26 protein-coding genes and 1 tRNA gene are annotated in these 24,234 nt (G+C 70.4%); 9 read left to right on the top strand and 18 right to left on the bottom strand.

Going from position 1 to position 24,234, the window contains the following annotated elements:
* Positions 1-40 precede the first annotated feature (40 nt).
* The gene (locus tag JK359_RS09965) at positions 41-970 is read right to left on the bottom strand and encodes a LysR family transcriptional regulator (protein WP_201834107.1); all 930 of its coding nucleotides are present in this window, start codon (positions 968-970) and stop codon (positions 41-43) included.
* 91 nt (positions 971-1,061) lie between these two features.
* On the opposite strand from JK359_RS09965, the gene JK359_RS09960 reads away from it, so the two are divergent.
* Both JK359_RS09960 and JK359_RS09955 read left to right on the top strand, forming a co-directional pair.
* Positions 1,062-2,462 (top strand): MFS transporter, encoded by a 1,401-nt coding sequence (locus tag JK359_RS09960; protein WP_201834105.1) that lies wholly within the window; start codon positions 1,062-1,064, stop codon positions 2,460-2,462.
* A gap of 232 nt (positions 2,463-2,694) precedes the next feature.
* Complete coding sequence (locus JK359_RS09955; RefSeq protein WP_201834103.1) at positions 2,695-3,231, top strand: cupin domain-containing protein; 537 nt, start codon at positions 2,695-2,697, stop codon at positions 3,229-3,231.
* Positions 3,232-3,328: 97 nt separating this feature from the next.
* On the opposite strand, the gene JK359_RS09950 is transcribed toward JK359_RS09955, so the two are convergent.
* On the bottom strand, positions 3,329-3,868 hold the full coding sequence (locus tag JK359_RS09950) for a 2'-5' RNA ligase family protein (protein ID WP_201834101.1): 540 nt from the start codon (positions 3,866-3,868) through the stop codon (positions 3,329-3,331).
* A gap of 99 nt (positions 3,869-3,967) precedes the next feature.
* Between JK359_RS09950 and JK359_RS09945 the strand changes: the two genes are divergently transcribed.
* Complete coding sequence (locus JK359_RS09945) at positions 3,968-4,345, top strand: ACT domain-containing protein (protein WP_201834099.1); 378 nt, start codon at positions 3,968-3,970, stop codon at positions 4,343-4,345.
* Between the two features lie 140 nt (positions 4,346-4,485).
* On the opposite strand, the gene JK359_RS09940 is transcribed toward JK359_RS09945, so the two are convergent.
* From JK359_RS09940 to JK359_RS09895, 10 genes are all read right to left on the bottom strand, one after another.
* A complete protein-coding gene (locus JK359_RS09940) occupies positions 4,486-5,163 on the bottom strand; it encodes a LysE family translocator (protein WP_201834097.1) in 678 nt (225 codons plus the stop codon).
* Positions 5,164-5,306: 143 nt separating this feature from the next.
* Positions 5,307-6,140 carry a PIG-L family deacetylase gene (locus JK359_RS09935; RefSeq protein ID WP_201834095.1) on the bottom strand — a complete coding sequence of 278 codons (834 nt, stop codon included), beginning with the start codon at positions 6,138-6,140 and terminating at the stop codon, positions 5,307-5,309.
* A gap of 362 nt (positions 6,141-6,502) precedes the next feature.
* Positions 6,503-6,577, bottom strand: a tRNA-Trp gene (locus tag JK359_RS09930).
* 116 nt (positions 6,578-6,693) lie between these two features.
* Positions 6,694-8,049 (bottom strand): phosphatase PAP2 family protein, encoded by a 1,356-nt coding sequence (locus JK359_RS09925; RefSeq protein WP_201834685.1) that lies wholly within the window; start codon positions 8,047-8,049, stop codon positions 6,694-6,696.
* Positions 8,050-8,240: 191 nt separating this feature from the next.
* Complete coding sequence (locus JK359_RS09920; RefSeq protein ID WP_201834093.1) at positions 8,241-8,678, bottom strand: SMI1/KNR4 family protein; 438 nt, start codon at positions 8,676-8,678, stop codon at positions 8,241-8,243.
* Between the two features lie 86 nt (positions 8,679-8,764).
* On the bottom strand, positions 8,765-10,630 hold the full coding sequence (locus JK359_RS09915) for an ABC transporter ATP-binding protein (RefSeq protein ID WP_201834091.1): 1,866 nt from the start codon (positions 10,628-10,630) through the stop codon (positions 8,765-8,767).
* Positions 10,627-11,181: a TlpA family protein disulfide reductase gene (locus JK359_RS09910; protein ID WP_201834089.1), complete on the bottom strand. Its 555-nt coding sequence runs from the start codon at positions 11,179-11,181 to the stop codon at positions 10,627-10,629. The genes JK359_RS09915 and JK359_RS09910 overlap by 4 nt, the downstream gene beginning before the upstream one ends.
* A complete protein-coding gene (locus JK359_RS09905; protein ID WP_201834087.1) occupies positions 11,169-11,705 on the bottom strand; it encodes a S26 family signal peptidase in 537 nt (178 codons plus the stop codon). Before JK359_RS09905 ends, JK359_RS09910 begins: the two co-directional genes overlap by 13 nt.
* A complete protein-coding gene (locus tag JK359_RS09900; RefSeq protein ID WP_201834085.1) occupies positions 11,702-12,247 on the bottom strand; it encodes a MauE/DoxX family redox-associated membrane protein in 546 nt (181 codons plus the stop codon). The genes JK359_RS09905 and JK359_RS09900 overlap by 4 nt, the downstream gene beginning before the upstream one ends.
* A 298-nt stretch (positions 12,248-12,545) precedes the next feature.
* Positions 12,546-12,737, bottom strand: coding sequence for a hypothetical protein (locus JK359_RS09895; protein WP_201834083.1), 192 nt, complete (start codon positions 12,735-12,737; stop codon positions 12,546-12,548).
* Positions 12,738-13,020: 283 nt separating this feature from the next.
* On the opposite strand from JK359_RS09895, the gene JK359_RS09890 reads away from it, so the two are divergent.
* The gene (locus JK359_RS09890) at positions 13,021-13,959 is read left to right on the top strand and encodes an XRE family transcriptional regulator (RefSeq protein ID WP_201834081.1); all 939 of its coding nucleotides are present in this window, start codon (positions 13,021-13,023) and stop codon (positions 13,957-13,959) included.
* Here JK359_RS09890 and JK359_RS09885 read toward each other — a convergent pair.
* Positions 13,943-14,356, bottom strand: a complete 414-nt coding sequence (locus JK359_RS09885) for a winged helix-turn-helix transcriptional regulator (protein WP_201834079.1) — start codon at positions 14,354-14,356, stop codon at positions 13,943-13,945. The genes JK359_RS09890 and JK359_RS09885 overlap by 17 nt on opposite strands.
* Positions 14,357-14,511: 155 nt before the next feature.
* On the opposite strand from JK359_RS09885, the gene JK359_RS09880 reads away from it, so the two are divergent.
* The gene (locus JK359_RS09880) at positions 14,512-15,906 is read left to right on the top strand and encodes an MFS transporter (protein WP_236677635.1); all 1,395 of its coding nucleotides are present in this window, start codon (positions 14,512-14,514) and stop codon (positions 15,904-15,906) included.
* Between the two features lie 199 nt (positions 15,907-16,105).
* Here JK359_RS09880 and JK359_RS09875 read toward each other — a convergent pair whose 3' ends face one another.
* Positions 16,106-17,083 (bottom strand): helix-turn-helix domain-containing protein, encoded by a 978-nt coding sequence (locus tag JK359_RS09875; protein ID WP_201834075.1) that lies wholly within the window; start codon positions 17,081-17,083, stop codon positions 16,106-16,108.
* A 110-nt stretch (positions 17,084-17,193) separates the two neighbouring features.
* On the opposite strand from JK359_RS09875, the gene JK359_RS09870 reads away from it, so the two are divergent.
* Positions 17,194-18,222 carry a saccharopine dehydrogenase family protein gene (locus tag JK359_RS09870; protein ID WP_201834073.1) on the top strand — a complete coding sequence of 343 codons (1,029 nt, stop codon included), beginning with the start codon at positions 17,194-17,196 and terminating at the stop codon, positions 18,220-18,222.
* 212 nt (positions 18,223-18,434) lie between these two features.
* Here the strand turns inward: JK359_RS09870 and JK359_RS09865 are convergent, their stop codons facing one another.
* Positions 18,435-19,964, bottom strand: a complete 1,530-nt coding sequence (locus tag JK359_RS09865; protein WP_201834071.1) for an ATP-binding protein — start codon at positions 19,962-19,964, stop codon at positions 18,435-18,437.
* 519 nt (positions 19,965-20,483) lie between these two features.
* Between JK359_RS09865 and JK359_RS09860 the strand changes: the two genes are divergently transcribed.
* Complete coding sequence (locus JK359_RS09860; RefSeq protein WP_201834069.1) at positions 20,484-21,335, top strand: hypothetical protein; 852 nt, start codon at positions 20,484-20,486, stop codon at positions 21,333-21,335.
* Between the two features lie 110 nt (positions 21,336-21,445).
* Positions 21,446-21,955: a DM13 domain-containing protein gene (locus JK359_RS09855; protein WP_201834067.1), complete on the top strand. Its 510-nt coding sequence runs from the start codon at positions 21,446-21,448 to the stop codon at positions 21,953-21,955.
* Positions 21,956-22,117: 162 nt separating this feature from the next.
* On the opposite strand, the gene JK359_RS09850 is transcribed toward JK359_RS09855, so the two are convergent.
* Together JK359_RS09850 and JK359_RS09845 are read right to left on the bottom strand one after the other, a co-directional pair.
* On the bottom strand, positions 22,118-22,348 hold the full coding sequence (locus JK359_RS09850; RefSeq protein ID WP_201834065.1) for an anti-sigma factor family protein: 231 nt from the start codon (positions 22,346-22,348) through the stop codon (positions 22,118-22,120).
* Positions 22,335-23,015 (bottom strand): RNA polymerase sigma factor, encoded by a 681-nt coding sequence (locus tag JK359_RS09845; protein WP_201834063.1) that lies wholly within the window; start codon positions 23,013-23,015, stop codon positions 22,335-22,337. Before JK359_RS09845 ends, JK359_RS09850 begins: the two co-directional genes overlap by 14 nt.
* 275 nt (positions 23,016-23,290) lie before the next feature.
* Between JK359_RS09845 and JK359_RS09840 the strand changes: the two genes are divergently transcribed.
* Entirely contained in the window at positions 23,291-23,626 is a 336-nt protein-coding gene (locus tag JK359_RS09840; protein ID WP_236677633.1) for an SCO0607 family lipoprotein, read from the top strand.
* A gap of 98 nt (positions 23,627-23,724) precedes the next feature.
* Here JK359_RS09840 and JK359_RS09835 read toward each other — a convergent pair whose 3' ends face one another.
* Complete coding sequence (locus JK359_RS09835) at positions 23,725-24,186, bottom strand: DUF4279 domain-containing protein (RefSeq protein WP_201834061.1); 462 nt, start codon at positions 24,184-24,186, stop codon at positions 23,725-23,727.
* Between the last annotated feature and the right edge of the window lie 48 nt (positions 24,187-24,234).

Genomic DNA, 24,234 nt, shown 5'->3' with positions numbered 1-24,234 from the left:
GCCCCACCGGCGCGGCGCCCGGGAGCCGCCAGGCTGCGCATCAGGAAGCCCGCGCCCCGTGTGGCGCGCGGGTCACCTCGGGCAGCGGGTCGGCCCGGCGGGCCACCTCCAGCAGGGCGTGCAGGCACCGCTCGGCCGGACCCAGCCGCGGCCGCCACTGGGCGACGATGCTGACCGGGCGGATCCGCTCGGTCAGCCGCAGCTCGATCAGCTCCCCTTCCTGCAGTTCCCGGGACACGGCCAGCTCCGGCAGCAGCGACACCCCGTGCCCATGCCCGGTCAGTCGCAGCAGCGCCGACAAAGAACCCTGCACCAGCGCCAGTTCCGCCCCGGCCAGCAGATCCCGGCCCAAGCGGTCCACCAGCATCTCCGAGGTGCAGCCGGGCTCCGCCACCAGGAAGTCGTGCTGCAGCAACTCCTCGGGCGTCACGGCCTCCTCGCGGGCCAGCGGATGGCTCGGCGCCGCCACCAGCACCGTCCGGTCGTGCCCGACGACCGCGTGCGGTCCGAGCGCCCGGACGCCGTTGTCGTACTGGAACACCAGGTCCAACTCGCCGTTCTCGAACGCCCGTTCCAGCGCCCGCCGGTTGGCGACCGTCAGCTCCACGTCCGCACCGCGGCCCGTGCCGCCCGCCCCGTACTCCAGCGCGGCCAGCACCTCCGGCATCCACACGTGCGCCAGTGACTCCTGTGCCCCGATCCGCAACCGCGGCCGGTCGCCGTGGACCGCCCGGCGCATCCGCTCCTCCAACTCCAGAGCCTCGCGGGCGTGCGGCAGCAGCCGGGTGCCGGCCTCGGCGAGCACCGCCCCGGTGCCCGCACGCACCAGCAGACTCACCCCGAGATCGGCCTCCAGCCGCTTGATCTGGGCGCTCAGGCTGGACTGGGCGTATCCCAGGGCCTGGGCGGCGGCGGAGATACCGCCATGGTCGGCGACCGCGACGAATGCACGCAGATAGCGATGGTCCACGTCAGCAGGATAAAGTCCATCGGACTTTCCGATGGGGGTATCGGATTCACGACGTCGCAGGTGCCGGGGTCATTGGGACACGCTCCAGGTCATGACTACAGCCGACCCGCTCGCCCGTCCCGCCAACGCCGCTGTGCCGGAGGTGCCCACCGAGCCGCCCGCAGCGTCCACCTCCCTCTCCAAGCCGAGGTTCGCCGGCATCGCCGCCGGCAACCTGCTCGTCCTGCTCGACACCTCGATCCTCAACGTGGCCGTGCCCGATGTGCAGAAGTCCTTGCACCCGGCCGCCGCCGCGCTGCCCTGGGCCGTCGACGCCTACACCGTCGTCTTCGCCGGGCTGCTGCTCGCCGGCGGCGTCATCGCCGACCGGTGGGGTGCCCGGCGCGTGTACGCCACCGCGCTCGGCCTGTTCGCCGTCCTGTCGGTGGTGTGCGCCCTCGCACCCGGTGTCGGCGCCCTGATCGCCGGCCGTGCCCTGCTCGGCGCCGCCGGCGCCGGCCTGGTCCCTGCCTCACTTGCGCTGCTGATCCACCTGAACCCCGACCCCGCCCGTCGTACCCGCGCCATCGGCGCCTGGACCGCGCTGAGCGGTCTGGGAGCCGCCGCCGGCCCCGTACTCGGCGGCGCCCTCGTCGAACTCGGCGGCTGGCGGCTGGTGTTCCTCGTCAACCCGCCGATCGCGCTGGCCGCGCTGCTTCTCGCTCGCCGGCTGCCCGCGCCGCCGGTCCGTGCCGGCCGTGCCCTGGACCGGCCGGGCCTCGCCCTGTCCACCGGCGGGCTCGGTCTGCTCACCTTCGGACTGGTCGAGGCCGGCATCGAGGGCTGGGACTCGCCGCAGGCCCTGGTCCCCGTCGCAGTCGCGCTGGTCTGCTTCGTCGCCCTCGCCGTCGCGGAGCGCCGGGTGGCCTCCCCGGTCCTGCCGCCGGCGCTGCTGGGCCTGCCGAAGGTACGGGCCGCCATGGTCGCCGCCGCGGTGTCCTGCTTCGCCTACTTCGGCGGGATGTACATGTTCGCGCTGTGGCTGCAGCACACCTACCACCTGACCCCGTTCAAGGCCGGTCTCGCCGCACTGCCGATCGTCTTCCCCGTCTGTGTGATGCCGTTCTTCACCGGCCGGCTCGTCGCCCGTTACGGCCCCCGCCCCATCCTGCTGACGGGCATGTCGGCCTCGGTCGTCTCCGGCGTGCTGCTGGCCTTCGCGGTGGGCCAGCACCCGCCGCTGCCGCTGATCCTCGCCGCCGAGCTGACCCTCGCCGCGACCGGCACCCTCTCCATTCCCGGCGCCGCGGCCGTGATGGCCGTGTCCGCCCCGCCGGAGTACGCCGCCACCGGCCAGGGCGCGCTCAACGGCATCCGCCAGGCCGGCTCGGCCCTCGGTGTCGCCGTGCTCGGCACTCTCGGCGCGCTCACCACCTCGGGTTACGTCCTCATCGGCATCGGCCTGGTGGCCGTGCTGGTGGTGGCACGTGCGACGACGAAACCAAGCACCTGACAGGCCCCGGGGGGAGGGGGAGGAATGCGCGCCCCGGCCGGCCGACCGCGTGGACGTGACGCATCTGCCCCCGCGAGGCTTCGGCCAAGGCGATCGAGGCCAGTGGCGAACCGGGTGAGAGCCTGGACTCGAGTATCCCTCGAGTACCCGGCGGGACGGTTAATACATGTGATGTGCAATTGCATAACAGCCGCATTAGCTGTCCTGTCCGTTTCGCTCGGGAGTTGATCGCATGAGTGATCTCGTTGTCCTGCCAGGTGAGGGCCGCAAGTTGACCACCAAGGCGCAGGAGGTGACGTTCAAGGCCACCGGCGCCCAGGGATCTGCCGTGTCCATCTTCGAAGTGGTGGTGCCGCCGGGATTCGACACCGGTGCGCACTTTCACGAGCACTCGCAGGAGTTCTTCTTCATCCTGGAGGGCGAGTTGGAGCTGATGGCGTTCGAGCCGACCGAGCGTACGGGGGATGACTGGCTGGGCTGGGAGTCGGCGGACGGCGAACGCGTGGTCCGGGCCGGCCGCGGCAGCGCGATGTTCGTTCCGCCGCACACCCCGCATGCGTTCCGCAACGCCACCAGCGAGCCGGTGCGCATGCTGTTCCAGTGCTATCCCTCACCCGAGCACGAGCTGTACTTCGAGGAGATCGCGGAGATCTGGTCGACCGGTAGGGCCGTGGATCCCGAGGCGGTGGAGGAGATGCGCCGCCGCTACGACGTCAAGCAGATCACGCCGATGCGGTTCGAGCCCCCCGCCGCACAGCCGGCCCACTGACGCCGTCACACCGGCCCGCCGTCCGTTGCGGCGGGCCGGCCACGCTCACGGCGCGGTCCTTCACGGAGCGCCAACGATCCCCACGCTCACGGCGCGGTCATTCGCGGAGCGCGAACGATGCCCGCTCCCGCCAGGCCACCCCGTCATGCACCATGAGGTCAACCGCTGCCACCCGGGACGCGAAGGGGAGACTGCCGAGCAGGCCGGCCTCGATCTCGTCCAACACCGCATCGTCCTGACCGTCAGCGACGGTCAGGTGGGGCACGATCTCGGTGAACTGACCGCCATAGGGAGGGGCTTCGGGCCACCGCTCTGCGATCACCTCAGTGAGCCGTCGCAACTGCCCGTCCGGCTCGGGAGCGAGATAGAGCACTCCCGGAAACCGCCCACAGCTGACGAACCGTAGGTCGAAGGCACGATGACTGCCGATTACGGCAGCGAGAGCCGAGCAGACACGCGCGTCTGTCCGGCTCGCGTCGAGGAACGGGAACAGCACGGTCACATGCGCTGGTACTCCCGCTCGGGCTGACGGGTCGAACCGTTGACGCCAAGCGCGGACGGCCGGCTCCGCCTCCGGGATCCTCACGATGAGTCCCGTCTGACCTGCCAGGAACCTGCTGGTGTCGTGGTCTGCCATGCCACCACATGCTGCCACTTCGGCAGCCGACGAGAGCACTCGGAACAAGGCTCCGCTCTCGGCGTGCCGGAAGGCGCCGGCGCGCCGTAGGCTCCCGCCATGATCACAACGAACAGGCGGCTGTCGGTCCTGCCGTCCCCCTTCGTCATCGAGCACCTTGCCGACCGGTCCGCGCCCGTCGACGACTCCTGGTTCGCGGCTGTCCGGGCTCCCGAGGGTCTGACCGTCATACGCGAGGCGCCCCCGGCCGTCGTCGACGGGCAGGAGCGCTGGATCGGGCTGTACGGCGACGACCCCCACGAGCTGGATCTACCCGGCATGCTGGCGGCCGTCGTGGGGCCGCTCGGAGCGGCAGGGGTCCCCGTGTTCGTCACCTCGACCTTCCACTCGGATCTCGTGCTCGTTCCGCAGCAACGGTTCACGGACGCGGCCGCCGTACTGCGGACAGCGGGGCACACACTGGTCGAGACCCGGTGACGCTCAGGGGGCGAACCGCGGGGTGGGTTCGCGGCCGAAACGAGTGCCGTCTCGACTGAGCTTCCGCTTCGGGTGGCGCACAAGCTGCCCATTCCGCGGCTGCCGGTGGTGTTCGGGGTTGCGTCGCGTGAACCAGTGCCTCACGGTCCGAGCGCGAGCCGGACGCCGAAGGCGGCGATGACCGCACCGGTCACCCGGTCGAAGCGGCGGCGAACCGAGGGCCGTTGCAGGCGGTCCCGGAACACCCGCGCGAAGGTGATCAGCGTGCACGCCCAGACGACGGCCAGCAGAATGTGCACACCGGCCAGGAGGACGCCCACACCGAGGTGCGAGGCGCCGTCGGGGATGAACTGCGGGAGCACCGCGACGTAGAACGCGCCCATCTTCGGGTTGAGCAGATTGGTCACGACCCCCTGCCGCCAGCCGCCGAACAGGGCATTGCCGGCACCCGTACCGGCTTCGGTCCCGGCCCCGGACACGGTCGCGCGTCCGGCCCCCGCGGTCCGGGGACCCCCGCTCGCCGAGGGGCGCCAGGTGGTCCACAGCAGCCTGCCGCCCATCCACACCAGGTACGCCGCTCCGGCCCAGCGAAGAGCTTCGTAGGCGAGATGAGAAGCGGTCAGCAGCGCCGTCACCCCGAGCGAGGTGAGCACGCCCCAGACCAGCGTGCCGCTCTGGATGCCGAGGACCACGCCCCAGGCGCGACGGTGGTGCCCGAGTGCCGCGGTGCGCAGGATCAGTGCGGTGTCCAGTCCGGGAGTGAGCGTGAGAAGTCCGACTATCAGGGTGAAAGTCCCCAGTGCGTCCAGGGTGATCATGAGCGCTCACCCTAGGTTCGCCAGTCGTGGAACGTCTACTTTTCTGCCCGGAATCGGACCTGGAGGCCCTGCTCGAGCAGAGGAACGGCGTCCTCGTGACCGCCGGCGCCTCCGAGCAGGGCCTCCCGGACGGGCATGGGGGATCAGCGCAGTCCGGCGAAGAGGTCGTTCTCGGGCACGGCCGCGCCGGTGGTGTCCTGGACGCGTACGAAGGTCTCGACGCCCATCAACTCGGTGAACCTCTGCTGACCCATCTTGAGGAAGAAGATGTTCTCGCCCTGGCTGGCGTGCGCGGCCAGCGCATCGAACTTCTGACCGCCGAACGCCGTGGTGTCCACCCAGGTGGTGATCTCCTCGTCGGGGAGCCCGATCTCGGCCAGCGCGGCGGCCTCGGCGGGATCCGGCTCCTGCCAGTCCGCACCGAACTCGCGCATGGCCTCCCCGAACCGCTGCATCATCGAGCGGGGCGCCGTCGTCCAGTACACCTTCGGGGTCAGCCCGGTCATCGCCAGCGCCGCCATCGTGATGCGGTTTGCCTGAATGTGGTCCGGGTGGCCGTAGAAGCCGTTCTCGTCGTAGGTGACGACCACATCGGGTCGGTAGCGGCGCAAGAGTTCCGCGAGCCGGGCGGCGCCCTCCTCGACGGGCGTCTGCCAGAAGGACCCCGGGGCGTCGTTGGCCGGCCAGCCCATCATCCCGGAGTCGGCGTAGCCCAGCATCTCCAGGTGGCTGACCTTCAGGATCTCGCAGCTCGCCTCGAGTTCTCGACGCCGCATCAAGGCGACGGCCGCCGGATCGTGCCCGGGATCACCCGGTTTGACACCCTCCGGTCCGTCACCGCAACCACCGTCGGTACACGTCACGAGGACCGTGCGGATGCCTTCCGCCGCGTACCGCGCGAGGACACCTCCCGTTCCGGTGGCCTCGTCGTCGGGGTGGGCGTGCACTGCCATCAGCGTCAAGGGCCGGTCGGTCATGAAACAGTCCTCCAGTGTGAAAAAGCCTTGGTACGAGGTCGCGACAGGCCAGGCGGAACATGCGGTCGCCCCGAGAAGTCCGGTGACCGCGCCTGCCGCAGACCGGGGCCGGATCGCGCAGGGGCGGACGAACACGGGATCTCCCTGTTTCCCGCCCACGCCGCGCCGGTCCCTGCCGGTGCAACAGTTCCGGCCGGGCCGCCTGTTCCCGCCCCGCACGGCAACTCTCCCGGTCTTGGCGCTCGCCTCCGCGCACTTCCCTCCCGGAGTTGCCCGTGAGCCTCACAAGTGGCACCGCCCGGCTCACCGGGGCACGAGGCACCACGCCTGCGCAGTGGGCGGAGCCGGCCTCGCGCAGCGGGCGGAGCCGGCCGGATTCGAACCGGCGTCCTCGCGGCTTTGGAGACCGCGCGCGTCGACCTCTGCGCTACGGCTCCGCTCGCCCGGCAGTATAGGTGCCGTGCCGGCCGCCACTCGGTCCGGCGACCGGAGAAGGAGGGCGGAAGGCTCGGCCTTCTCCGAGGTGCAAGCCCACGAACCGGTGCGGTGCCACTCACACCGGCTCGGGTTGCGGTGCTGGTTGCAGTGCCGGGGCGGATTCCGGATCCCAGGTTCTGACGGCCCGTACGTAGCTGTGGATCACGGAAGCCATCGCCAGGAGGAGAAGCGGGCCGGCGATCCACGGATGTGTGGCCATCCCCATCGCCAGATAGCGGTAGGAGAGCAGGAGCGCGACGAAGACCGTCGTGCCCTGGATGAGCAGATGGATCCCCTGCCGGTCCCAGCCGCGGTCGAACGAGCGCAGGGCAGCCTCGATCGTGAGCGCGAACACCACGCCGGCAATGAGATCGGTGCCGTAGTGGTAGCCGAAGCCCAATGTCGCACCGAGTGTGGCAACCAGCCAGAAAGTACCCGCGCATCGCAGAACACGTGGCCCCTTGCGGGAGTGGATGAAGATCGCGGTGGCCCACGCCGTGTGCAGGCTGGGCATGCAATTCCGCGGGGTGATGTCGTCGTACGTCATCGGGTGCGGGGCACTGATCGGCGGCGGCGTGTCCGGCCACAGGTTGGCCACCGCCCACTGCACGCCGCCGGTGCCGGAGGCGCCCGGGCCGTAGGCGAAGACCGGCCCGACCACGGGGAAGAGCATGTAGACGGCCGGTCCGAGGAGGCCGATCAACAGAAAGGGGCGTATCAGATGATGGCGCGGGAAGCGACGCTCGGCCCCGACGTTGCGCAGCTGGTACAGCGCGACGACGACCGCGGCCACCGCGAGCTGGGCGTAGACCCAGCCGAGGAGATGGGTGCCGATCGGGCCGGTGGCCTGGAGGAGCCGGCCCGCCAGCCACGACGGGTTGCCCAGTGCCTGATCGGCGGTCGCCGCGTACTGGTCGAGTACCGACGGGCGGGTCTTCGCCGTGATGAGCAGCCAGGTGTCCCCCGTCTTGCGGCCGGCCACCAGCAGCAGGCCCAGCCCGACGCCCTTCAGGAGCAGGACGCGTTCCCGGCCGCTGCGGCGTGTGAGAGCGGTGACCCCGTGGCCCAGAATCACGCACAAGGCGCCGGTGCCGAAGAAACTGCCGTCGGTCGTGCCGGTGTCGGTCGCCAACCGGGCCAGCACGGAGAGGGCGTCGATGCCGACGGCGACACCGGCCGCGACGAACCGCTGCCGCCAGGTGAGCACGACCATCATCAACGCCATGCCGGCGTACAACGGCCCCGGCTTGGGAGTGAGGATCACCTCTTTCGCCTGACTGCTCACCAGTGCCGGCACGCCACCGTAATGACGCGCTGCGATCCCCAGCGTGATGAGCAACCCGAGGACCGCCACGCTTGCCGCGGCCCACAGGATCGCCCGTGGTTGACGTCGCACGGCGAACGCTATTTTCTCGTTTATTCGCGAAAACATCCGCGATGTCATAAATGTCAACGGACTGACCGATTTTGTATTAGGTGGACCAGGCCACTACTCCCGCTGTGTGGCATGGCTTCCCGGTGATGGACCGAGGGGCGATCGTGATGAGTTCGAACATGCTAGCGGAGCGGTGAAGGCGGGTTCGGCTGGTCATGGGCGGCACGAAGGCAGGGGTGGCCGGCGCCTCACGGCCGGAACCAGTCGTCGTCGCCGGTTCGGAGTGCACGGCCGAGGTAGTCCAGCAGGTCGTTCGCCACCCACCGACGACTGTCGCTCTCGTGCTCCCAGACGAAGATGTCCGGACGCTCGGGCTGCCGGACGAAGGCGAACTGATCGCCGCCTCCGTTGTCCCCGAAGAAGAGGAAGGCGTCGAACGGCATGTACAACTGGGTGAACGCCTCGTCGGACCGGAAGAGAAGGTTCGTCTCGACGATCCGGTCGATGGGCCAGACGGTGTCCACGTGAAAGTGTCCCGTCACGCCGTCGCTTTCGAGGAGCAATTGCCGCAGCTCTGCAGGGAGTCTTCGCCCGAGCCGCGTCTCCGCGGCGACGAGGCCGGATGCCTCGGCCGGATCCCGGAAGCCCACGCCAGGAAATACTTCTGTCGCTGCCTGTCTCCACATGATCGAGAGCTTAATCAATGGTCTCCGGGGCGCCGCCGGCGCAGCCGCGGTGGCAGATGAGGGTGCCGGCGACGGCGGGAAAGGCGTCAGGGCTGGTAGCCGTTGGCCTGGACGGTGAAGAGCCGGGCGTACGTACCGTCCGCGTCGAGCAGTTCGGCGTGGGAGCCTTCCTCGGTGATCCGGCCGTCGGCCAGCACGACGATCCTGTCCGCGTCCCTGACCGCCCCGAGCCGGTGCGAGATCAGCAGACTGGTGCGGTCCGCCCGGTACCGCCTAAGCCGCAGATGGATGTCGTACTCGGCCTCCGCGTCGAGACCCGAGCTGGGCTCGTCCAGGATGAGCAGGTCCGGCTCGGTTCGCAGAAACGCCCGGGCGAGGGCGAGGCGCTGCCACTGGCCCCCGGAGAGCAGAGCCCCCGTGTCGTCATCGGCGTCGCCGGCGGCGAAGAGCCGGCTCAGCATGGTGTCGTACCCGTGCGGCAGCTTCGCCACCACGTCGTGCACGCCCGCCTCCCGCGCGGCGGTGGCCAGCTTCGCCGGATCGCCGAGCGCCCGCACGTCACCGACGGCGATGTTCTCGCCGGCCGTCAGGTCGTAGTTCATGTAGTCCTGGAACACCGCCCCGAGCCGACGACGCAGCTCGTGTACCGGTACCCGGCGGATGTCCACCCCGTCCCAGAGGATCTCGCCCCGCGTCGGGTCGTAGAACCGGCACAGCAGCTTGACCAGCGTGCTCTTGCCGGCACCGTTGTGACCGACCAGGGCGACGGCCGCGCCGCGGGGGAGGAACAGATTCACACCGCGCAGCACCCAGGGACAGCCGTCGCCGTACCGGAACCAGACGTCCCGCAGCTCGATACCCCGGCGCAGCGCGGGCAGCGTGTCAAGGTGGACGAGTCCGGCCGGCGGCGGGAGGTCCGGTCCGGCCCCCAGTACCGCCATGTAGTGGTTGAGCAGCAGGAGCTGATGGTGCCCGTCGGCCAGGGAGCCGACCAGGCCGGACATCGCGCCCTGCACCCCGACGACGGCAGCCACGAACATGGAGACGTCACCGACCGACAACCGGCCCTGCCTCGCCGCCAGTACGGCCCACACCAGCCCCCCTCCGGAGACGAGCGCGCTGAGCACCGCGAGGCCCGACTGGGTGACGAGTTCCCTGCGCTCCACCAGCCGGCGCTCGGCATCGGCGGCACGCCGTTCGTCGAGCATGCGGTGCTTGAAGAAGTCACCGGCCGCGAACAGCCGGATCTCCTTCGCCGCGTCCAGACTCGACAGCAGGGACTGGTAGAAGAACTCCCTGCGCTGCGCGGAGCTGATGCGCCAGGCGCTCCTCGCCCGGAGCCGGGACAGCCGGAACTCGGCAGCCAGCGCGGGCACGGCAGCTGCGACGACGAGACCCGTCATCACCGGGCTGATGACGAAGAGCGCGATGACGAAACCGACGACGCCCAGGCCCCCTCCGGCGATTCTCAGCCCGGTCTCCACCACGCGGCCGACGGTCTGGCTGCCCGCGGACTGAGCCATCCGCAGACGGTCCTGGAAGCGCGGGTCTTCGAACCTGGCGAGGCCGCCGAAGGAGTTGACGACCGTGAAGAGCCGGTTCACCGCCCGCAACCCCGCCGCCCGGTTGAGCCGTGTGCCCAGGTACTGGCCGAGGTGTGGCAGCAGCGCCGCCACCAGCCCCAGCAGGGCGACGCCCAGGGCCAGCCCGAGCAGAGCCGTCCCGCTCACACCGGTCAGCCGGTCCAGGACGAGCCGTGTGAGCCAGGCGACTCCCACGGGTACCCCGGCACCGGCGACGGCGACGACCACGAGGCCCGTCATGTGCGCCGGCGCCGACCGCCAGGCGAGCGAGACGGCACTGCGGGCGGCGACGAACGCGGCGCGCGGCGTGAGCTGTTCGTTCCCGCTGCCCGTACGGCGGCCCGGATCCTCGCTCCTGTTCCCCTTCATGCACCGGCCCTCACGGAATGCGCAACCCGCAGCAGGGCACGGCCACGGGCCGCGACCCGGCCCTCGGGACCGATACGGACGGCGGTCGGCAGGCCCTTGATCTCGAAGGCCCGGGTCAGCTCACCCCCGAGACGTGTCACGGCGACCGTCGCCACCGGCGACAGGGCGGCCACGAAGGCGTCGGGTCGTGCCCCGTCGTCCCCGTCCACCACCACGGCGGCCAGCACCTGCCCGGGGCCCGCCGTGCGGGCCAATTCCACGACACCCGGCAGGAGTTCCTCGCAGGGGAGGCAGCCGGGGGAGAGGAAGGCCACGAGCATTCCCTCGCGCAGACTGTCACGGGTCACCGGCCTGCCCTCGGTGTCGTGCACGGAGAAGCTGCCGACGGGCTCCCCGACGGTGAGTCCCGAGCCCTGGAACGGGTCGCCCTCGGCGGCGGGCGTGGACCCGTCCTCCTGGGTGCGCAACCGTCGGACGACACCAAACGTCAGTATCAGGTTGACGATGCTCATCAGACCGAACAGCGTCACGACGGCGGTCAGGTACGCCATGCTGAGTGGGTCCTTCCTGGGACGGCCCGGCCGCGGCCGGGCGACGAAGGGATACGGCCGGCACCGGCAGCCGAGCGCGGGATCCGGCGGACGACGACGCCGAGCAGTTGGCCGGAGGCGAAGTAGCCCAAGTGGCGGGAGTCCAGGCTTCTGTTCGGGTTGTCTCCGAGCAGCACGAGCCGTCCGTCCGGCACGCGCTCCCCGTCCGGCGCTCCCAGTGCCGGCCCTGCGTCCTTCGGTACCCGGTCCCCGGGGACGGCGACGGCGCGCTTGATCAGCCACTCGGGCAGTGGGAGGCGGTCCCACCGCTCACCGGTAGGCGGCCCGGCCACCACCAGCTGGCCACTGCGTACGGCGGCGAGCCCGGTGCGGCGGACCACGACCCGGTCACCCGCGACGAGGGTGGGAGTCATGCTCTCGCCCTCGACGGTGACGACGACGTACCGGCGCCGGAGCAGGGCCACAGCGGTGGCCACCGCGCAGATCCCGCCGAGTGCCGTGCGAGCGGCGGTGTCGCGCGTCACGCCCCGGCCTCGTCTCTGTTCACCGGGCCGAACAGGTGAGCCAGCGTGTCGAGGGCCACCGTGAACAGCGCGAGGAGCGCCCCGACGCCGACGGCCAGGAGCAGTCCAGCCGACGACCCGACCGCCGCCCCGGCAGTGGCGGGCCGTCCCGCCAGTCCGGCGAGGGCCACGCCGATCAGCAGCACGTTGCGCACGACGTGCCGCGGGGCGACGGGTTCAGAGCCGCCGAAGCAGTGGCAGGCGGCGCTCTCCTTGCGCCGCAACACCCCGATCAGGGCCATGGAGAACCCGGCGAGCAGGCACGCGGCCGCCGCGAAGCCCACTTTGACGGACGCGGGGAGGACGAGCGCCATGAGCACGGCAGCCTCGGCGGTGATCACCAAGGGCGCCACGGCCTTCGTCCTGCGCCGTAGGGGCGGGGCGAGTCGCGCCACCGAGACCCGGAAGGCGCGGTACGCCTCCGCGGAGCGGACCTTTCCGGCGACCGAGCACAAGAAGACGAGGCCGAGCAGGACCCGGCCGCTGACGAGCACGTAGTTCATCGGAGCCAAACCCTCCAGCCGGCGAAGCGCACGGCGTTGCAGCCCGGTCGCCGCAGCCCGGTCGCCGGAGACCGTTTGCCGGATCCGGGCCGTCGGAGCCGGGCCGTCGAAGATCGGCCATAAGGAACAGGCCGTTGGAGACCGGTGGTTGGAGACCGGTGGTTGGAGACTGGTGGTTGGAGACTGGTGGTTGGAGACTGGTGGTTGGAGACCGGTGGTTGGAGACCGGCTCCGCCCGGCGTGGCCGGGGCGGAGCCGGTGTTTCGGAGATGCGTGCTACGCAGGGAGACGACGCCCGTTACATGCGGCAGCCGCAGTAACCGACCTTCTGGTAGTCCCTGCAGACCTCGTACCACATCAGCGTCGTGGTGCGCCCCTCGCAGCGGCGGTAGATGCACTCGCTCTGCCAGCAGCCGCTCGCCGACGCACTCGCTTTCGGGGCCACCTTGTCGAGCAGACGATCGGGGATCGTCCGCAGTTGCATGCGCATACCCGTCCTCCGGTTTCTTCGTGGGTTTCCTGGGATGCCCGGCTCGGTTCCGGTCCGCGCACGGCGCGGCACCGGTCGGTGTGCGGACCTTGATCCGGTCGCGTCCGGCGGGCTGATCCGAGCTTGGGGTGCGGAAGCCGGCCGCTGCAACGGCATGGTCTGTCTCGGACAAGACGGTCCTTGTCCGGGCTGGTCAGAGGCCTGTCCGGATCCTGTCCGGACAGGCGGCGGAGGACCGAAACGAGCGTTGTCCACGGGCGGTGGGGCGGTTCACGATGGCCGCATGGCGAATGCGGGGGAAGTACGGCCGCAGCAGGCGGCCGGCGTGGGCGAGTTCGCGGCAGCCATGCGGCAGCTGAAGGAACGCTCGGGGTTGACCTACCGTCAGCTGGAGGAGCGTGCGGCCGGCCAAGGAGAGGTGCTGGCCCGCAGCACGCTGGCGGACGTCCTCGGCGGGAAGGCCACGCCGCGTCCCGAACTGGTGGCCGCGTTCGTACGGGCCTGCGGGGACGAACAGCGGGTGCACGAGTGGCTGGCGGCCCGGGAAAGGGCCGTCAGCGGCGGCACGGGCCGGAACGGCGGTGAAGACGAGGGCGAGGCCGGGGACGAGCCGAGGACAGCGGGCCGGCGCATCCTCCGGCGGCTGAGCCGGCGCCGGGTGCCCGCGTTGCTGCTGGGGCTCACCGTGCTGTCCTGCGTGGCCGCCGCCGTCTGGGCCGTAGGCCCGTCCGGGGGTGACGGAGCGGGTGGGCCCGGGTCCTCAGGAACCCGGACCGTCCTGCCGCACGGGCCCGTGGAGATTCGTCCGGTCCTGGCGGACGGTCTGTGCCTGACCGATGGGCATGCCGAAGGGTACGACTCGCTGGTGGCCGTGCAGCGTCCGTGCGGGGACGTCGCACCACAGGAGACCGAGCTGGTGCCCGCGGGGGAAGACACGATCCGCGTGCAGTGGTACCACCCTGACCACGGCAAGGGCTGCCTGAAGGCGATCAGTGTGCGCACGGGTGCCGCCCTGCTGGAGCCCTGGGACGACTGCGCGAAGACCAGCAGGTTCCGTGTCGAGCGATCGGGTTCCGGTGGCGGCGCTCAGTACGTGCTCCGCGTGGTGGGCGGTGGGTGCGTGGGCATCAGCGGGTCGAGGAACTCCGCCGGGGCACCGGCGGTGACGCAGCCCTGCGACGGCAGCGGAAGCCAGACCTTCTCCATCACACCTGCGCACTAGGCGTGTTGGCCCCCGCCGATGCGGTCGCGGCGTCGTAGGCGGCGCGGGCGGCGGTGATGTCGGCTCGGTGGCGCTCTGCCCAGCCGACGAGCCCGGTGAGGCTCGCGTGCAGTTCGCGTGCCATCGGGGTGAGGCTGTATTCCACCTTGGGCGGCACGGTGGGGTGGACGGTCCGGACAAGCAGGCCGTCGCGTTCCAGCTTGCGCAGGTTCAAGGTGAGCATGCGCCGGCTGATGCCGGTGATGGTGCGTTCCAACTCGGTGAACCGGATGGGTCCGTGCGCGGCGGCGACGAGGATGCCGATGCTCCATTTGCCTGCTACGTGGTCGAGGACCTCGGTGAGCGGGCATGCCTCGTTGCTGACCTGGTCGGACACATCGGTGTGACTGTGTGACATGAAAGTTCCTCCTTCCGCAGCGCGTCATGGTTACAGAAGATGACCGCTGTAACAAGTCGTGCACCATAGGAAGGGGGGCTCACATGCGGAGAATCAGCACATCGGCAGGGACGTCACGTTGGCCGGCTCTGGCCGTGCTCTGCGCCGGGCAGTTGATGGTCATCCTGGACGGGACCGTCGTGAGCGTGGCGCTGCCGTCCATCCAGCAGAACCTCGGGTTCTCCTCGTCGGGCCTGGCATGGGTCGTCAACGCCTACTTGGTCCCCTTCGGCGGTCTGCTGCTGCTCGCCGGGCGGCTCGGCGACCTCATCGGGCGCAAGCGCGTCTTCATCACCGGTCTGAGCATCTTCACGGCTGCCTCACTGCTGTGCGGTGTGTCCCAGGATCCAGGGATGTTGCTCGCCTCCCGGTTCCTCCAGGGCACCGGCGGCGCGGTGACCTCCGCCGTCACTCTCGGCATGGTCGTGACCCTTTTCCCGCAGCCGAAAGAGCGGGCCAAGGCCATCGGCGTCTACAGCTTCGTCCAGTCGGCCGGCGGCTCGACGGGACTCCTCGCCGGCGGCGTCCTGACGCAGACCATCAGCTGGCACTGGATCTTCTTCGTCAACGTCCCGATCGGCATCGTGGCCGTGCTGTGGGCCTGGCGCGTGCTCACGTCGGAGGAGGGTGTCGGTCTCCGCGAGGGGACCGACGTCGTGGGCGCGCTCCTGGTCACCTGCGCACTGATGCTCGGCGTCTACACGATCGTCGGGACCACGGACCACGGCTGGACTTCCGCACACGCGCTGAGCTGCGGAGCCGTGGCACTCGCCCTGCTGCCGGCATTCGTCGCGCGCCAGGCGACGGCGCCCCATCCGCTCCTGCCGCTTCGTGTGTTCCGTTCGCGCAACGTCTCGGGAGCGATGGGCATCCAGGCCCTCATGGTGGCCGGCATGTTCAGCTTCCAGTTCCTCGGCGTCCTCTACCTGCGGAAGGTGCTCGGTTTCGACGAGATCCACACCGGCCTGGGCATCTTCCCGGTCTCGGTCGCGATCGGCGCGCTGTCCCTCGGCTTCTCGCCCAAGCTGATCGCCCGCTACGGTCCCCGTGCGGTACTCCTTCCCGGACTCTTCCTGATCGCGGCAGGTCTCGGCGCGCTCAGCCGCGTACCTGCGGGCGGGAGCTACGCCGTGGACGTCCTGCCCGCGCTGCTGCCGCTCGGCATCGGCTTCGGGCTCGCGATGCCGTCGCTGGCCACGCTCGCGATGTCAGCGGCCACGCCCCAGGACTCGGGGATCGCCTCCGGGATGTTCAACACCATGCAGCAGATCGGCGCCGCCTTCGGCCTCGCGGTCCTCAGCACGCTCGCCACCTCGCACACCGATGCCCTGCTGGCCGACGGGGCGAGCACCGCCTCGGCACTCACGGGTGGCTACCAGTTCGCCTTCCGCATCGGCGCCTGCCTGGTGGCCCTCTCCCTCCTCCTCGCCGCCACCCTGCTCCGATCGCCCGCCCCGGCACGACAAACGACGATCGAGGAAGTGCCGGGCGCCGAGAACGCCGCTCCCTGACCAGGCGGCGACGCCGCCGAGGCGCCGCAACTCGTCGGCTTCGGACCGCCCGGTGCCCTCGCGCAGGCCGGCCAGGTGGCCGACGCGGAGTGCCCCTGATGCGCGCCCGCAGAGGAACGCGCAACCGCGAGACCGGGGACGCCGAACCGGCCCACGGCACGGTTCACCACCGGGCGTCCGACTCGCCGGCCTGGTGGTCTCACGCCCGCGGCTGCCCGCTCCGGTCCGGGCCGGTGCGGGCCTGTGAGCGGAAGGTGCGGCGGTAGGTGTCCGGCGGCACCCCGACCGTCCGGTTGAAATGGCGGCGCAGTGTTGTGGCGCTGCCCATGCCGGTGGCCGCCGCGATGGTGTCGACCGTGTCGTCGGTGGTCTCCAGCAACTCCTGGGCACGGCGTATCCGTTGGGTGAGGAGCCATTGCAGTGGAGTGGTGCCCGTCACCGATCTGAAGTGGCGGCCCAGGTGGCGCGAGCTCATCCGCGCCTGGCGGGCCAGGTCCTCGACGGTGAGTGCCTGGTCCAGTCGTTGGACCACCCAGGGGATGAGCGCGGCCAGCGGGTGGTTGCCCGGCTCGGGGAGCGGCGTGGTGACGAACTGAGCCTGGCCGCCGTCGCGGTGCGGGGGTACGACCAGGCGACGAGCGAGCGTGTTGGCGATCGACGAGCCGTGGTCCGCGCGGACCAGGTGCAGGCACAGGTCCATGGCCGCGGCCTTGCCGGCCGAGGTGAGCACACTGCCGTTGTCCACGTAGAGGACGTCCGGGTCCACGGTCACGTGCGGGTAGCGCTCGGCCAGCTCCCGGGTGTGTGCCCAGTGCGTCGTCGCGCGCCTGCCGTCCAGCAGGCCGGCAGCCGCCAGCACGAAGGCACCCGTGCACAGTGAGGCCACCCGTGCGCCCGCCTCGTGAGCCGCGCGCACCGCGTCGATCAGCTCCGCCGGCGGGTCCCGGTCGATGTCGGCCCAGCCGGGCACGATGACGGTGTCGGCGAGGGGGAGCCGGTCCAGTCCGTGTTCGGGCTCCAGGCGGAATCGGCCGACCCGCACCGTGCCCGGCCCGCAGAGCGAGAAGCGGTACCAGGGGTCCGCCAGGCCGGTCGGTTCGGCGCCGAAGACCTCGCACGCGAGGGACAGTTCGAAGTGCAGCATGCCGTCAGTGACGGCCAGCGCAACCGCAGTCATGTCCGGAATTCTACGTGCCATGTCGTTCCGGACAGTCGCGGGCAGTTGTCGGGCCTCGCCAGGATGCCGGTGACAGATCGAAGCGGATCATTCGAGCGCAGGGGGAACCGATGGGATCGGGCCAGACGGTGGTGGTGTTCGGCGCGTACGGGCACACCGGGCGGTTCGTGGTGGCGGAGCTGGGGGAGCGCGGATACAGCCCGGTCCTCGCCGGCCGTGCCCCGGACAAGCTGAAGGCGATGGCACACGAAACCGGGCTGGACGCCCGCACCGCATCCGTCGACGACCCTGCCTCACTCGACCGCGCGCTGGCCGGTGCGGCGGCCGTGATCAACTGCGCCGGACCCTTTGCCGTGACGGCCGGCCCCGTCATCGAGGCGGCCCTGCGAGCAGGGATCCCGTACCTGGACGTGGCGGCCGAAATCGAGGCCAACGCCGACACCTTCGCGCACTACGCCGACCGGGCGCGCGACGCGGGCGCGGTGATCGTCCCGGCGATGGCCTTCTTCGGCGGCTTCGGCGACCTGCTGGCCACGGCGGCGATGGGCGACTGGACCGCCGCCGACGAGGCGCACATCGCGTACGGGCTGAGCAGTTGGCACCCCACGAACGGGACACGCACGTCGGGGGCGGTGTCCCGGCAACGGCGGGACGGCCGGCGCGTCCGCTACACCAACGGTCGCCTGGAGCACCGTCATGACGCAGCGCCGACGCTTCAGTGGCCCTTCCCTGACCCGATGGGCCCCCGCTCCGTGATCGGGGAGTTCACCATGGCCGACGTCGTCACCATTCCCAGCCACCTGCCCATCCCCGAAGTGTGCACCTACATGACCGTGGAGGCGGCCTCGGACCTCGCCGCCCCGGACACCCCGGCGCCGGCCGCGGTCGACGAGCGGGGGCGGTCCGAGCAGACCTTCCTCGTCGACGTCGTCGTACGCTCGGCTGGCGCCGAACGACGCGCCGTGGCCCGCGGCCAGGACATCTACGCCATCACCGCGCCGCTGGTGGTGGAAGCGGTCGACCGCATCCTCACGGGGCGGACCCGGGCGCGCGGAGTCGCATCCGCAGGAGAGATCTTCGACGCGCGCGACTTCCTCCACGCGCTGTCCTCACACATCACCCTGGAACTGCGTCCGTAGCGGATCGACTGTCCAAGCGCCGTGCGGGACCGACCGCCGAAGCGTCGTGCGGGACCGACCGCCGAAGCGTCGTGGGGGATCGACCGGCCGGGCGTCGTGCGTACCCGTCGTCGAAGCGGCGTGCGGGGCTTGCTCAAGTCGTGGTGACGCCGCCGCCCATCAGCGTCGCCGCCGCCAACCAGCATCGCAGCCGTCAACCAGCGCCGCCGCCGTCATTCCAGTGGGTGCTCTGCGGCCCGGCGCAGCGACTCTTCGGCGACGGCGGCCACCGCTGACGGATCCACGCGGGCCAGGACCTCGATCACCGCGGGCCAGTCACCCACGGCGAGCGCCGGCGCGGCAAGCCTGCGAGCGTCGGTCTCGCCTGCATGGGACGCGACCACCGCCAGTGCCCGCGCTCGCCGGCTCGCCCCTTGGATCCGACCGGCCAGATCCTCCGCCCGGGCCGTCAGACCTCCCTCGGCCAGGCACGTGACGACGCGGTGCAGTGCCTCGGCGCGCAGGTCCGGATCGCCGAGACGAAGAGCGAAGGCTTCTGCCCGCTCCAGGTCACCGGCGCCGGCCAGTGCCTCGGCCACGGCCGCCTGAGCTTCGACGCGCAGCGCGGGCACGGCGATGGACCGGGTCCACGCTTCGGCACGGTCGGCAGCCCCCACGGCGGCCCAGGCCTCGGCCACCGCGATGACCGGCCCCGCGTGCACCATCTCGTCCGCCCCGGCGAGCGACTCACCCAAGGCGGCGATCGTCTCCCGGTCCCCGGCAGCGGCAGCGGCATCGGCCACCGACGCCAACGCGGCTGCCCGATGACCGGGATGCTTCACGGAGCGTGCCAGCCGTTCGGCGCGGCCCACCTCGCCGCACTGCGCGAGCGCCCTCACAGTCGCCGCGGTTGCCTTGGCACGGTCCGCCCGCTCGCGCACCCTCTTCAAGAGGGCGTCCACCCGCTCGTACTCTCCGAGGCCGATCGAGGCCTGAAGCAAGGGCACCAGTGCGGGAGTGTCGCTCAGCGTGCCCTTTTCCTGCCGATCGCCGGTGCGTCCGCCACGCAGTGCTTCCCGGGCGGCGCTCTCACTGCGGGCGATGCCTTCGAGCCGAGCGACCGACGCCAGAGCCCTGTCGTGATCGCCGGCGAGCTGTGCTGCGCGGATCAGAACGGGCAGCGCGGGCAGCGTCCAGGCGTCGTGGACCCGCTCGGTCTGTTCCGCTCGGTCAAGGAATTCGGGTGCCCACTCGGGATCGCCGGCTTCAGCGGCAACCTCGGCCAGCACGGCCCAGGTCTGGAGGCGGTCGTGGGGATAGGGGATCGACTCCGCGAGCGACCGGGCACCCTCGTACTGCCCGTTCTCAGCGCGGACCCGCGCGAGCAGGCCTACGGCTTTCGCCGCCCACGGCCGGTTGCCGACTGCATCCTTCAGCGACAGGGCAGTGTCGAAGTCACCGTCGGCGGCGGTCCTGCGTATGACAGCGAGCCATGCCCGCCCTCGCTCGTCGCCCGCGGGGAGCAGGCGGACGACGCGTGCTGCCGATCGAGGTCTCGAGACGCGAGCCAGCGCCGTTGCCAGAGCGACGACGTCAGTGGGGCGTTCCTCACCCGCCGGCCGAGCGCGCGCGGCATCCCGAGCCAGAGCGACCAGATCCGTGGAACGGGAGGAGTGACACGGCTCCTTCGTGTCAGGCGCACTGCCGGAGCCGATGCCGGCAGCCCTGACAGCCACCCTCATGGTCCGGATGTCCCGGCTCACCAAGCGCCCCCCGTCAGCTGCGCGGGCCTTGCCTGTTCGACCCTCGCGTGCCGCCAGTATGCCTGCTCAGGACGGACGCGCCCGCGGAGAGCCGCAACTCGAGCCGCGGGCTGTCACGTCGATGACGTGCCGACCCCTGCGCCCGCAACTGCGATTGGTCGGAAGCCACTTGTAACGTTCGGCGCGCGAGCCGCACTGACGAGTATGAGCCATGACGATGTGATCGCCACCAGGGTGTGGCAGGACATGACCGAGCCGTCGACGACCTCACCAACAGGAAGACCACGTTGACCATCGGTCGCAATCGTGCGCCGGGCGCCGGTTCGACTTCGGGAATCCCGAACCGCTGAGCGCCGGCACCACCAGATCCAAGCATCACCGAGCCGGGACACCACCGAGCCGGGACACCACCGAGCCGGAATACCACCGAGCCCAAGCACCGCCGAACGCGAATACGGCTAGGGCCGGAACAAGGCAATGTCCGACCACCGAGAACTCCTCAGCGATGAAAGGCCGAACATGACTGTCCAGTCCGTCGAGACCCACCCCACCTGCGCCTACCCGGGCTGTACGAATCCGCCCGAGGCGCACGCCCCCGACGTGCAGGGGACGGCGCCCCGCTATTGCGGGCACCCTGAGCACAACGCGCTCGGCGCTTTCCGCAAGTTCCGTGCCAAGCGGCAGCAGCGCAAGGACGACAGGCGGGTGGCAGCCGAGGCGAAGAAGACGGCCAAGGAGGAGGCCAAGAACGCGGCCAAGCAGGACGCCAAGCAGGACGCCAAGGAGGAGGCCAAGGGGGCCCGGACACCTGTCGCCGAGGTGGTGCCACCGCAGCCCGGACAGGATCCGGCCCCCGAGCCCTGCGCCCAGGCGCCCGCAGAGGAAGCAGTGCCCAGCGAAATGACCGCAATCGCTGCGACGCCGATCGCCGACGGCGACCATGCCGCTCAGTCACGCGACGCCCTGGTCACGCTCATCGAGCGGCTCGCCGCCGATCTGCCCGGCTACATCGAGGAGTTGGCGATCATCACGGACTCAGCGGCGGCCGAGGCCCGCATCGAGACGGTCACCCGTGCCTCCGCGCAGCGCATCCTGGCCGCTGAGGAGCGCGCCGCACTCGCCGAGGAAGCGGGTGACATGGCCGTTGCCGCGCTCGACGCCGCGGAGGAGAAATTCGCGCAGGAGACAGCCGCCATCCGCGAGGAGACGGCCCGCCAGGTGGCGGACGCCGAATTCGTCCGAGCCGAACTGGAACGCTACCGCGAGCGCGTCAGCATGCTCGAGACGCGGCTCGACGCCGTCCGCGACGAGGCCGACGAGCTGCGCCGCGAAAGGGCCGCGCGCTCCACCACCGAACAAGAGCGGCCGTGACCCGCTGAGCAGGAGGGCCGAACGGCCCCATGCTGCCGGGAAATCTCGTCCCCCGGCGCCACGCTCGGGCACCGGCCCGGCGTGAGCATCCAAAAGAAACGGAAACTCTCATGAGCCGAAACAAGCGGCCTGTCCTGTGGATCGCCACCGCCGTCGTCGTCGTTGTGGCGGCCGTCGGGCTCTATCTCTTCCAGCCCTGGCGGCTGTTCACCACGCACCGCGTGGATGAAGCGGCGCCCGTGGCCACCGGCCGGCAGGGGGCTGTTGCGGCCAAGCCGCTGGCGTCCGGCAGTTTCATCTCCCACGAGCACGAGACCAGTGGCTCCGTGGAGATCCAGCCGCTCACGGCCGGGCAGTCAAACCTACGCCTGACGAACCTGCGTACCTCTGACGGCCCGGCCCTGCACGTGTGGCTCAGCGACCAGCCGGTCGAGCAGGACGGCGGCGGCAACCTCGATGACGGCAAGCACATCGACCTCGGCAGCCTCAAGGGCAACGAGGGCAACCAGAACTACGCGATCCCGGCGGGCACCGACGTGAACAAGTTCTCCACGGTGACGATCTGGTGTGAACGCTTCAGCGTGTCGTTCGGCGCGGCCGAGCTGAAGCAGCGCGCCTGACGGACCAGGCCGCGCGAACAGACAGGGGAGTGGGTGGGCTGTCGCCACCCGCTCCCCTGCACCTGCGTCTGCATTGGGGAGCCCGTGTGCACCGGCCGTCCCAGCCGTACAGGTCATCAAGGCACGGGAAGCCGGGGCCCAGGCCTTACCGGGTCCAGGGCATCACTGCTGCCGCCAGTCCCGGAACGCGGTGAGCAGTTGCTGCCTGGCGTCCGGTGAGATGCGGTCCGGGGTCAGCTCGCCCGTTGCGGCGATCGTCTGACGGAACTGATCGAGGTAACGCTCGCACCCGGAGCACTCCGCCAGGTGTTCGATGAAGCGCAGCTCGTCGGCATCCGGCAGGGCGCCCTCAAGGAAATCGGTCACCAGCTCTACGAAGTCAACGCAGTCCACGCTCGTCCCCTCCTACCGCGACGTCTTGGGCACCGGACAGGTAGTCCTCCAGTTTACGGCGCAGGGAGGCCCTGGCCCGATGGAGGAGGACGCGCTGGTTACCGGGCGAGATCTCGAGCAGGGAGCACACTTCCTCCGAGCCGTACCCTGCGACATCGCGAAGGGTGATCACCGTGCGGAGCCGCGGCGGGAGTTCGTCGAGCGCCTGCGCTATCACCTCGCGGACTTCGCCGCGCAGCACATGGTCCTCGGGAATGTGCCAGTCACGCGGTTCCTGATCGACGGCCCAGTGTCCGGCGTGCTGCTCGCCGGGGGGACGGAACCGTTCGGCGTCCACCGTCGGCCCTTCCTCCTCCGGCACCAGGCTGGCGAAGGGGACGGTCCTGCTCTCCTTCGTACCGCGAGCCTTGGCCGTGTTGACAAGGATCCGGTACACCCATGTCTTCAGGGACGAACGGCCCTCGAAGTCGCTGATCCCCTTGAAGACCGCCAGCCATGTGTCCTGCACGACCTCCTCGGCGGAGGCCTTGGTCGACACGAACGACATGGCCAGCCGGAGCATGCCGCCGGACCAGGTGTCCAGCACCAGGACGAACGTCTCTTCGTCACCGTCACGCAGCCGCTGGACCAGGACCTCGTCCGGCGGCAGGTCGCGTGCGCCCGCCATTCGTCTGTCTCCTTGCCCGCGGTCGACCGAGGGTGTCAGCTTAGGGCAGCCGCGAGAGGGATCGTCTTCCGGTGCCTCTTCGTTCATCTCCCGGCAGGGGCATCGACCGCCGTGCGGGCGGGGCTGCCACCGCCCGTTGACGGTAGTGCGGCATCGACCGTGCTGCGGCTGTTGAGCATCACTGCGGGGGCCGTCTGAGTACGCGCACTCAGGCCTCGGCCGCCCGCTGCGACGAGAGTGGGAACAGTCCGAACGAACAGGAGACGATCGTGTCCATGCCCCGCTGGTCCAGCCGCCCCGCCGCATTCCGACCTGGCAAGTTGGGGGCCGTAGGCGCTGTACTTGCCGGCGCAGCCGCGCTGGTGGTGCTCACCGGGTGTTCCGGCCTGGAGTACAAGGAGGACGTCTGCAGTAGTGGCGAGTACCCCGTCCTCACGGTGAACGGCACCGGTTCCGCATGTGTGTCCGACGGTGACAAGCCGTCACCGGGATTCGTGCGGTACCCCAAGGGAAAGGTGCCGCAGCAGGTCGACGACAAGTGGGACGTGTACTGGCGTACCCACACGCTCGACAAGGACGGCAACATCATCGACGCGCCGGCCGGATCCTGACGGATGCGACGCATGCGCCAGGCACGGAAGGCGCTTCACTCCGCACAGCACGAGAACAAGGCCTTGAGCGCCACCAGTTCACGGCAAGGGCCATGTGCTCATGCGGCGTACTCGTCGTCCCTGGTCATGTCGTACTCGTCGACGTCGAGTTCCGCTCCGGTGGCGCTGAGGAAGTCCAGGACGCTGCGGTCCACATGCCATCCGAAGAGGCTGGGGGCATCTGCGGCCTTCGGCTTGTCCTGATCGGTGTCGTCGAAGTAGCGGACGACTTGGAGCACCGCTCCACCGCCGTTCCCGGTCAGGCCGCGGGCGACGGCGGCGATACGGTCCGTGTGGGGCTGGAGCCTGCCGAGGATGCTCGCGATCTGCTCGTCGACGCGTAGACCCGGGTCCCGGCAGACGATCTTCCAGCAATGGCTGACCGGAATCGGTCTCGGCTCGGTGAACCGGCTGCCGCGAACGGAGACTTCGTCAGGAGCGATGCCCAGGTGCAGCGTCATTTCGTCTGCCGTGGTGTGCTGGCTGAACAACGCGAAGTAGGCGTACTGGTGAAGAGGCATTGCGAGCAGGATAGCCGCGCGGCAGGTGAGCTGAGCGACGTCGCTCGA

The sequence above is a fragment of the Streptomyces actinomycinicus genome (assembly GCF_016741775.1).
In the GTDB taxonomy this organism is placed as follows: Bacteria; Actinomycetota; Actinomycetes; order Streptomycetales; family Streptomycetaceae; genus Streptomyces; species Streptomyces actinomycinicus.
The sequence above is the reverse complement of the archived record's forward strand: the minus strand, read 5'-3'. Positions and strand labels throughout refer to the sequence as shown.

What these genes read in the sequence shown, in the direction of transcription:
- JK359_RS09900 (WP_201834085.1), bottom strand. Translation starts at nt 12,247, where the DNA reads ATGAACTACGTGCTCGTCAGCGGCCGGGTCCTGCTCGGCCTCGTCTTC.
- JK359_RS09860 (WP_201834069.1), top strand. Translation starts at nt 20,484, where the DNA reads ATGACTGTCCAGTCCGTCGAGACCCACCCCACCTGCGCCTACCCGGGC.
- JK359_RS09890 (WP_201834081.1), top strand. Translation starts at nt 13,021, where the DNA reads ATGGCGAATGCGGGGGAAGTACGGCCGCAGCAGGCGGCCGGCGTGGGC.
- JK359_RS09960 (WP_201834105.1), top strand. Translation starts at nt 1,062, where the DNA reads ATGACTACAGCCGACCCGCTCGCCCGTCCCGCCAACGCCGCTGTGCCG.
- JK359_RS09840 (WP_236677633.1), top strand. Translation starts at nt 23,291, where the DNA reads ATGCCCCGCTGGTCCAGCCGCCCCGCCGCATTCCGACCTGGCAAGTTG.
- JK359_RS09845 (WP_201834063.1), bottom strand. Translation starts at nt 23,015, where the DNA reads ATGGCGGGCGCACGCGACCTGCCGCCGGACGAGGTCCTGGTCCAGCGG.
- JK359_RS09835 (WP_201834061.1), bottom strand. Translation starts at nt 24,186, where the DNA reads ATGCCTCTTCACCAGTACGCCTACTTCGCGTTGTTCAGCCAGCACACC.
- JK359_RS09910 (WP_201834089.1), bottom strand. Translation starts at nt 11,181, where the DNA reads ATGGCGTACCTGACCGCCGTCGTGACGCTGTTCGGTCTGATGAGCATC.
- JK359_RS09855 (WP_201834067.1), top strand. Translation starts at nt 21,446, where the DNA reads ATGAGCCGAAACAAGCGGCCTGTCCTGTGGATCGCCACCGCCGTCGTC.
- JK359_RS09920 (WP_201834093.1), bottom strand. Translation starts at nt 8,678, where the DNA reads ATGTGGAGACAGGCAGCGACAGAAGTATTTCCTGGCGTGGGCTTCCGG.
- JK359_RS09915 (WP_201834091.1), bottom strand. Translation starts at nt 10,630, where the DNA reads ATGAAGGGGAACAGGAGCGAGGATCCGGGCCGCCGTACGGGCAGCGGG.
- JK359_RS09875 (WP_201834075.1), bottom strand. Translation starts at nt 17,083, where the DNA reads ATGACTGCGGTTGCGCTGGCCGTCACTGACGGCATGCTGCACTTCGAA.
- JK359_RS09940 (WP_201834097.1), bottom strand. Translation starts at nt 5,163, where the DNA reads ATGATCACCCTGGACGCACTGGGGACTTTCACCCTGATAGTCGGACTT.
- JK359_RS09885 (WP_201834079.1), bottom strand. Translation starts at nt 14,356, where the DNA reads ATGTCACACAGTCACACCGATGTGTCCGACCAGGTCAGCAACGAGGCA.
- JK359_RS09950 (WP_201834101.1), bottom strand. Translation starts at nt 3,868, where the DNA reads ATGGCAGACCACGACACCAGCAGGTTCCTGGCAGGTCAGACGGGACTC.
- JK359_RS09935 (WP_201834095.1), bottom strand. Translation starts at nt 6,140, where the DNA reads ATGACCGACCGGCCCTTGACGCTGATGGCAGTGCACGCCCACCCCGAC.
- JK359_RS09925 (WP_201834685.1), bottom strand. Translation starts at nt 8,049, where the DNA reads ATGTTTTCGCGAATAAACGAGAAAATAGCGTTCGCCGTGCGACGTCAA.
- JK359_RS09945 (WP_201834099.1), top strand. Translation starts at nt 3,968, where the DNA reads ATGATCACAACGAACAGGCGGCTGTCGGTCCTGCCGTCCCCCTTCGTC.
- JK359_RS09870 (WP_201834073.1), top strand. Translation starts at nt 17,194, where the DNA reads ATGGGATCGGGCCAGACGGTGGTGGTGTTCGGCGCGTACGGGCACACC.
- JK359_RS09895 (WP_201834083.1), bottom strand. Translation starts at nt 12,737, where the DNA reads ATGCGCATGCAACTGCGGACGATCCCCGATCGTCTGCTCGACAAGGTG.
- JK359_RS09880 (WP_236677635.1), top strand. Translation starts at nt 14,512, where the DNA reads ATGGTCATCCTGGACGGGACCGTCGTGAGCGTGGCGCTGCCGTCCATC.
- JK359_RS09955 (WP_201834103.1), top strand. Translation starts at nt 2,695, where the DNA reads ATGAGTGATCTCGTTGTCCTGCCAGGTGAGGGCCGCAAGTTGACCACC.